The following is a 7,615-nucleotide window of genomic DNA, read 5'->3' on the forward strand; positions in this document are numbered from 1 at the left end:
GTGCCGGGCCCCGCGCGCGGACGGTCACTCGCCCGCGGCGGTGTCCTCCGCGAAGCGGACCAGGGTGCGCACCGCGCTCGCGGTGCCGCCCTTCGGGGTGTAGCCGTGCGGGCCGCCCTCGTTGAACGCCGGGCCGGCGATGTCCAGGTGCGCCCAGGAGATGCCCTCGGCGACGAACTCCTGCAGGAACAGGCCGGCCACCAGGCCGCCGCCCATCCGCTCGCCCATGTTCGCCAGGTCCGCGACGGTCGACTCGACCATGCCCTTGCGCAGGTCGGCCGGCAGCGGCATCGGCCAGGACGCCTCGCCCACCGCGCCCGCGGTCTCGTGCAGGCGGGTGCGCAGCGCCTCGTCGTTGGCCATCACGCCGAAGGTGCGGGTGCCCAGCGCCAGCACCATCGCGCCGGTCAGGGTCGCCACGTCGACGATCACGTCCGGCTGCTCCTCGCCGGCCCGGACGATCGCGTCGGCCAGCACCAGCCGGCCCTCGGCGTCGGTGTTCAGCACCTCGACGGTCTTGCCGCCGTACATCCGCAGCACGTCGCCCGGACGGGTCGCCGAACCGGACGGCATGTTCTCCGCCAGCGCCAGCCACGCCGTCACGTTGACCTGCAGGCCCAGCCGCTTGGCGGCGACCACGGCGGCGAACACCGCGGCGGCGCCCGACATGTCGCACTTCATGGTCTCGTTGTGGCCGGCCGGCTTCAGCGAGATGCCGCCCGAGTCGTAGGTGATGCCCTTGCCGACGAAGGCCAGCGACGCCTTCGCCTTCGGGTGGGTGTACGCCACCTTCACCAGCCGGGGCGGGTTCGCCGAGCCGACGCCCACGCCCAGGATGCCGCCGAAGCCGCCCTTGGCCAGCGCCTTCTCGTCCAGCACCTCGACCTTCAGGCCGTGTTCCTTGCCCGCCGCTTGCGCGATCGCGGCGAAGGACTTCGGGTTCAGGTCGTTCGGGGCGGTGTTGACCAGGTCGCGGGCCCGGTTCATCTCCTCGCCGATCGCCGCGGCGCGCTCCACGGCGGCCTTGGCGTCCTTCGAGCCCTTGCGCTCCACCAGCAGCACCAGTTCGGCGACCGGGGCCTTGGCCACCTCGCCCTTGTAGCTGCCGAAGGAGTACGAGCCGAGCAGGCCGCCCAGCGCGACCGCCTCGACCTCCTCGGCGGAGACCGCCGGCAGCGCCAGCGCGACCTTCTTCGCCCCGGCCAGCGTGCGGGCGGCGACACCGGCGGCCTTGCGCAGTTCCTCGGCGCCGAACGCGCCCTCGGGAGCCGTCCCCAGGCCCACGGCCAGCACCAGCGGCGCCTTGGCCCCGGCCGGAGCGGGGAGCTTGACCGCCTCACCCTCGGCGCCGGTGGCGCCCAGGGTGGTGAGGACCTCGGCCAGCTTGCCCTCGAACGCCTCGGTGACCGCCTCGGCGCCCGGGGCGACGACCAGGCCCTTGGGGCCCTTCGCCACACCGACCACCAGGGCGTCCGCCCGCAGGCTCACGGCGGAAGAGGTGCTCACAGACAGTGCAGTCACGACAAATGCGTCCTGTTCTTTCGCGGTCCACAGCCGGTGACGGCTCCGTTGCCGACCGGCAGAACACCAGGCGGACTCCGCGGAGAGACGGGGCACACGGCCAGGGTGCTCACCGCATGGTAGTCCGCATGCTGGGATCCCGCCGCCCCGCCTACCCCGTGCACGAACCGCCGCCGCCCGTGACGGAGCGTGAGTTCGTGCACGGTACGGGAGTTGACGCACCCTCACAGCACGGCGGCCGCCACCAGCACCGCCGTCGCCGCGGTCTCCACCAGCGCGCCCAGCACGTCCCCGGTCACCCCGCCGAACCGGCGCACGCACCGCCGCAGCAGCCCGCCCGCGGCCAGCACCCCGCACAGCACCGCGACCCCCAGCTGCCAGCGCAGCGCCGCCGCCGCCCCGGCCACCACCAGCGTCACCGCCACCGCCGCCCCCGGACGCACCGTGGCGGCCACCACCGCCCCCAGCCCGCCCGGCCGGGCCGCCGGCACCGACCGCAGGCACCCCCAGGCCAGCGCCGCCCGCCCCGCGGTCGCGGCCACCGCCGCCGCCAGCGCCCCGCGCACCGGCGACACCCCGAACTGCCCGGCCAGCGCCGCGATCTGAGCCAGCACCAGCAGCACCAGCGTCAGCACGCCGAACGGGCCGATGTCCGACTGCTTCATGATCCGCAACGCGTCCCCGGCCGGCTTCCCGCTGCCCAGCCCGTCCGCGACGTCCGCCACCCCGTCCAGGTGCAGTCCCCGGGTCAGCGCCGCGCCCACCGCCACCGCGGCCTCCCCGCCCAGCAACCCCCCGCCGCGCCACGCCGCCAGCGCACCCGCCGCCCCGGCCGACACCCCCACCACCAGCCCCACCAGCGGCGCCAGCACCATCGCCGCCCCGCCCGCACCCCGGTCCCACCGGTGCACCCGCACCCGCAGCACCGTCAACGTCCCGAACCCGAACCGCACCCCCGCCCCCGCCAACGCGAACCCGCCGCCCTCCCCGGCGGACCGCGCGGAGCCGGAAGCCGCCGACGTCGAGCCCTCTCCCGAGAGCCCGTCCGCGCCTTCGACCCGCGGCTGTCCGGGTCCGTCGCCCGTTCCCCGCCCCGCCGGGGGCGCGGGGAACTGCGCGGGTCCGGAAGACACCGACGTCGGGCCCTCTTCCGAGAGCCCCTCCCCCTCACCGGCGGCTCCCGGCTGCGCGTGCTGCTCGCCCACCGGGGTCAGTAGCGGTCCAGCAGGTCCGCCGCCGTCGGCAGCTTGGCCGGCGCCCGCGGCGGGAGCGGCTTCGCGCTCGGCACGGCGGCCGGCTCGGCGAGGGTGTCGCCGGCGGCCTGGAGCAGCGGGAGGGCCAGCACCGCGCCGACGCCCTCGCCCATGGTGACGCCCGCGTCCTGCAGCGGCGTCAGGGTCAGCCGGTCGTACGCCTTGGCCTGGGCGGGTTCGCCGGTGAGCGCGGCGGCCCGCCACCACTCGGGGGCCCGGAAGGCGATCCGCTGGGCGACCAGCGCGCAGGCGGCCGAGACCACCCCGTCCAGGACGACCGGGAGCTTGCGGACGGCGGCCTGCAGCAGGAAGCCGGTGATCGCGGCGAAGTCGGCGCCGCCGGAGGTGGCGAGCAGCGCGAGCTGGTCGCCGAGGACCGGGCGGGCCCGGCGCAGCGCGTCCCGGACGGTGGCGCACTTGACCATCCAGGTGCGGTCGTCGACGCCCGAGCCGCGGCCGGTGACGGCGGCGGCGTCGGTGCCGCACAGCGCGCCGATCAGTACGGCGGCCACCGTGGTGGAGCCGACCCCGAGGTCGCCGAGCAGCACCAGGTCGGTGCCGGCGTCGGCCTCCTCGTCGGCCACGGCCATGCCGGCCCGGAACGCCCGGACGGCGTCCTCGGTGCTCAGCGCGTCCTCGACATCGATCCGCCCGGAGCCGCGGCGCACCCGGTGCCGGACGACCTCCTCGGGGAACTCGTTCGGGTCGGCGTCCACGGCGACGTCGACCACCCGGACGTCCGCGCCGTAGCGGCGGGCCAGCACCGCGACCGGCGCGGTGCCGTCCAGCACGGCCCGGACGCGGTCGGCGGTGCCGCCGCGGGGCTCCAGGGTGGAGATGCCGAGCGAGGCGACGCCGTGGTCGGCGGCGAACAGCAGCACCCGGGCACCGGTCAGCGGGCGGAGCTGCTCCTCGCCCCGGGCGGACGCCAGCCAGCTGCCCAGCTCCTGGAGCCGGCCCAGGCCGCCGCGCGGCACGGCGAGTTGCTGCCAACGCTCCTCGGCGCCGCGCCGCGCACCCTCGTCGGGCCGTTCGACGAGCGAGGAGAAAGTGTCGAGATCCACGGTGGTGTCCATCGCTCGGCAATCTACACGGACACCGCTTTGACGGTCAGCACCTGTCCGGCGACCACCAGCAGCACCTGCTCGGAGGCGTCGGCCACCGCCATGTTGAGCCGCCCCAGGGTGTCCCGGAAGCGCCGGCCGGCGGCGGTGGCGGGCACCACGCCCATGCCGACCTCGTTGGAGACCGCGACCGCCTCCCGGCCCGTCGCGGCCCAGGCCGCGGCCAGCGCCGCGCAGCGCGCCTCCACCGCCTCCTGCCCGCCGCCCAGCCACACCGCGTCGTCCCAGGCCCCGCACTCGTCCATGACGGCGGTCAGCCACAGCGCCAGGCAGTCGATCAGCACCGGCGCCGGGTCGGAGCGGTCGGCCAGCACCTCCTCCAGCGCGCAGGTCTCGGCGGTGCGCCAGGACGCGGGGCGCCGGGCCCGGTGCAGGTCGACCCGGCGGGCCCAGTCGGCGTCGCCGTCCCGGGTGCCGGAGGTGGCCACGTACAGCACGTCGGGGCGGTCGGCGAGCAGCAGCTCGGCCCGGGTGGACTTGCCGGAGCGGGCGCCGCCGAGGAGCAGGGTGCGGGGGAGAGCCATGCGATCATCCTGCCGGACGGAGCTTCGCCCCCGGGCCGGGTGGGCACGCTACCGTCACGATCCCAGTGGCACGACTCGCGGAGGAGCCCGGCATGGTGTGGACCTGGCGGTACGAGAAGAACGACGGCACCGTGGTGGAGCCGGCGAACGGCGCCGAGGAGTTCTCCAGCCAGGGCGACGCCGAGTCCTGGATCGGCGAGGAGTGGAAGACGCTGCTGGAGGACGGGGTGGACCGGGTGGTCCTGGTCGAGGACGGGCGGGACGTCTACCCGATGAGCCTGCACGAAGCCTGAGCGGCGGCCCCCGCCGGCCCGGAGCACCGGCCCCACCGACCCGGGCCGGCCGCCGGGGCCCGCCCGCCGCCGGGCGTCACTTCCCGGCGACGACGTGCAGCAGCGCGGCGACCTGCCGGTAGGGGTCCTGCTTGCCGGCCCGCTCCTCGGCGTCCAGCAGCTGGGCGAGCTGCCGCCCGTCGACCGGGGCGGCCTCGTCCGGCATGGCGTCGGTGAAGACCCGCACCCCGTACCAGTGGCGGACCGGGACGGCGAAGCCGGCCAGCGTGCCGGAGAGTTCGGCGAGCCGGTCGGCGCGGGCGGGCAGGCCGAGCCGGTTGGTGTAGCGGGTGGAGTCGAAGGACTCCTGGCAGGCCCGCCAGTCGCCCATCAGCCCGGCCCGCATGGCCAGCGCGTCGCCGTTGCGGACCAGCAGCGAGAGCAGCCCGCGGGGGGCCAGGATGCGGGCCACCGAGGCGAGCATCGGCTCCGGGTCCGGCAGGTACATCAGGGCGCCGTGGCAGAGCACCAGGTCGAAGCTGCGCGGCCCGAACCAGCGCCCCACCTGGTGGCCGTCGCCGGTGAGCAGCTGGACGCGCTCGCGGACCTCCGGCGGTTCGGCGGCCAGCGCCCGGTGGGCGAGGCCCAGGGTGGCCGGGTCGGGGTCGATGCCGGTGACGAAGTGCCCGGCCCGGGCCAGCCGCAGCGCCTGGACGCCCTCGGCACAGCCGACGTCCAGCACCCGCAGCGCGACGCCGCGGGTGAGCTGCTCGGCCAACTGCCGGGTGACCAGCTCCTGGCGGACCAGGTTGTGCAGCCCGCCGTGCCGCTCCAGCCACTCGCCGGCCCCGCTGTGGTACGGCCCGCCGCGGGCCGGCAGCCGCCCGTGCCGGCCCTGCGGCTGGTACCCGTACCCGTACTGCGGGGGGATGCCCGGGGCGCCGAAGGCCCCGACCGGCTGCTGCGCGGGCGGGGCCCAGTAGGGCGGAACGGCTTCCGCGGTCAGGGCCGCTCGCCCCGCTTGACCATCGGCTTGGGCAGCCGCAGCCGGCGCATCTGCAGGGTGCGCATCAGGCCGTACATCACCGCGCCGCGGGTGTCCTCGTTCGGGAAGCGCCGGGCCAGGCCCTTGCGCAGCTGGAAGCCGATCCGGACGAAGTCCAGGATGACCACCACGAAGAAGACCATGAACAGCAGCGTGGAGAGCAGCTGCAGGTAGTTGACCTTGGTGATGCTGAGCACCAGCACCACGACCGCGTACGGCAGGAAGAACTCGGCCGCGGCCCACCGGGAGTCGATGAAGTCGCGGACGTAGCGCCGCACCGGCCCCTTGTCGCGCGGCGGCAGGGCGCGCTCGTCGCCCGCCAGCAGCGCGGTGCGCTGCTTCTCGCGCTCCACCCGGATCCGCTGGCGGGCCTGCTTGGCGGCCTCCTTGCGGTCCTTCGGGACGGTGACCCGGGTCTTCCGGTGGGCCTCGGCCTCACTGCGCTTGGGCGTGGGCCGGCCCTTGGGGGCCTGCGGGTCGCGGGACGGCCGCTCGTCCTCCTGCGTCATGGTGACGGTGGAGGAGGAGGCGGCGGATTCATCAGAGCGGCGTCGAAACACACTCCCAGCGTACGGGTTGACCGGGGCCTTTCCGGCGCGACCCCGGACGCGAACCGATATCGATCGTGAGGACGATGCCGAACGCCCGCTTGCTGTAGCAGCATTGTTGCAGGCTGGTGCACTGCGCCGGTGGCCTCACCGCGCATACACTCGACCTGTCACGAGACGCAAACCCAGGCCCGAAGAAGGGGGCTATCGAGGCCCATGAGCGACGGAATCATGAAGCGTATGGGGCTGATCTTCCGCTCCAAGGCGAACAAGGCCTTGGACCGGGCGGAGGACCCGCGCGAAACGCTCGACTACTCCTACCAGAAGCAGCTGGAACTGCTGCAGAAGGTGCGCAGGGGCGTCGCCGACGTGGCCACCTCCCGCAAGCGCCTGGAACTCCAGCTGACCCAGCTCCAGCAGCAGTCCGCGAAGTACGAGGACCAGGGCCGCAAGGCGCTCTCCCTCGGCCGCGAGGACCTCGCCCGCGAGGCGCTCAGCCGCAAGGCCAACCTGCAGTCCCAGATCACCGACCTGGAGACGCAGTACCAGGCCCTGCAGGGCGAGGAGGAGAAGCTCACGCTCGCCTCCCAGCGCCTGCAGGCCAAGGTGGACGCCTTCCGCACCAAGAAGGAGACCATCAAGGCCACCTACACCGCGGCCCAGGCGCAGACCCGGATCGCCGAGTCCTTCTCCGGCATCTCCGAGGAGATGGGCGACGTCGGCCTGGCGATCCAGCGCGCGGAGGACAAGACCGCGCAGATGCAGGCCCGCGCGGGCGCGATCGACGAGCTGCTGGCCTCCGGCGCGCTCGACGACGCCAGCGGCCTCGGCCGCAAGGACGACATCGAGGCCGAGCTGGAGCGGGTGGCCGGCTCCGGCGACGTCGAGCTCGAGCTGGCCCGGATGAAGGCCGAGCTGACCGGCGGCAGCCCCGCCTCCCAGCCGCAGGCGATCGAGCAGGGGAAGAACGACACCCCGCCGCCGCCCACCATCAACTACCAGAAGTAAGCCGGCGAGCAAGGGGAGACGCATCAGCATGATCATGCGGGTCTTGGGTGAGGGGCAGTTCGAGGTCGCCGAGGGCGACCTGAACCGGCTGAACCAGCTGGACGACGAGCTGCTCCAGGCCGTCGAGGCGGGCGACGAGGCGGCCTTCAAGGCGGCGCTGGGCAACCTGCTCGCGACCGTCCGCGAGGTCGGCACGCCGCTGCCGCCGGAGTCGCTGGAGCCGTCGGACCTGATCCTGCCGGACGCCGAGGCGTCCCTGGACCAGGTCCGCGAGCTGCTCCGGGACGAGGGCGACGGTCTGATCCCCGGCCTCCCGGAGT

The 7,615-nt window shown here is 74.8% G+C and carries 8 protein-coding genes and 1 pseudogene; 3 read left to right on the plus strand and 6 right to left on the minus strand.

Features of this window, described 5'->3' with window-relative positions:
* Nucleotides 1-24: 24 nt before the first annotated feature.
* The 4 genes and pseudogenes from ACFUEL_RS30680 to ACFUEL_RS30695 form a co-directional block, all read right to left on the minus strand.
* Nucleotides 25-1,521, minus strand: a complete 1,497-nt coding sequence (locus tag ACFUEL_RS30680; RefSeq protein WP_380240049.1) for a leucyl aminopeptidase — start codon at nt 1,519-1,521, stop codon at nt 25-27.
* 224 nt (nt 1,522-1,745) lie between these two features.
* Complete coding sequence (locus tag ACFUEL_RS30685; RefSeq protein ID WP_380240050.1) at nt 1,746-2,474, minus strand: adenosylcobinamide-GDP ribazoletransferase; 729 nt, start codon at nt 2,472-2,474, stop codon at nt 1,746-1,748.
* Nucleotides 2,475-2,731: 257 nt separating this feature from the next.
* Nucleotides 2,732-3,850: a nicotinate-nucleotide--dimethylbenzimidazole phosphoribosyltransferase gene (locus ACFUEL_RS30690; RefSeq protein ID WP_380240051.1), complete on the minus strand. Its 1,119-nt coding sequence runs from the start codon at nt 3,848-3,850 to the stop codon at nt 2,732-2,734.
* Between the two features lie 11 nt (nt 3,851-3,861).
* Nucleotides 3,862-4,410, minus strand: a pseudogene (locus ACFUEL_RS30695) (bifunctional adenosylcobinamide kinase/adenosylcobinamide-phosphate guanylyltransferase); the annotation flags it as partial.
* 104 nt (nt 4,411-4,514) lie between these two features.
* Here ACFUEL_RS30695 and ACFUEL_RS30700 point away from each other — a divergent pair.
* Nucleotides 4,515-4,715 carry a hypothetical protein gene (locus ACFUEL_RS30700; protein WP_380240055.1) on the plus strand — a complete coding sequence of 67 codons (201 nt, stop codon included), beginning with the start codon at nt 4,515-4,517 and terminating at the stop codon, nt 4,713-4,715.
* Nucleotides 4,716-4,791: 76 nt separating this feature from the next.
* On the opposite strand, the gene ACFUEL_RS30705 is transcribed toward ACFUEL_RS30700, so the two are convergent.
* Together ACFUEL_RS30705 and ACFUEL_RS30710 are read right to left on the minus strand one after the other, a co-directional pair.
* A complete protein-coding gene (locus ACFUEL_RS30705; protein WP_380240056.1) occupies nt 4,792-5,502 on the minus strand; it encodes a class I SAM-dependent methyltransferase in 711 nt (236 codons plus the stop codon).
* Between the two features lie 194 nt (nt 5,503-5,696).
* Nucleotides 5,697-6,299 (minus strand): DUF3043 domain-containing protein, encoded by a 603-nt coding sequence (locus tag ACFUEL_RS30710; RefSeq protein ID WP_380240052.1) that lies wholly within the window; start codon nt 6,297-6,299, stop codon nt 5,697-5,699.
* Between the two features lie 204 nt (nt 6,300-6,503).
* Between ACFUEL_RS30710 and ACFUEL_RS30715 the strand changes: the two genes are divergently transcribed.
* Both ACFUEL_RS30715 and ACFUEL_RS30720 read left to right on the plus strand, forming a co-directional pair.
* A complete protein-coding gene (locus tag ACFUEL_RS30715; protein ID WP_380240053.1) occupies nt 6,504-7,295 on the plus strand; it encodes a PspA/IM30 family protein in 792 nt (263 codons plus the stop codon).
* A gap of 28 nt (nt 7,296-7,323) precedes the next feature.
* Nucleotides 7,324-7,615 (plus strand): hypothetical protein (locus ACFUEL_RS30720; RefSeq protein ID WP_380240054.1); only part of this gene is annotated, 292 nt, incomplete at its 3' end.

It is taken from the genome of Kitasatospora sp. NPDC057198 (assembly GCF_042670125.1).
Lineage (GTDB): Bacteria > Actinomycetota > Actinomycetes > Streptomycetales > Streptomycetaceae > Kitasatospora.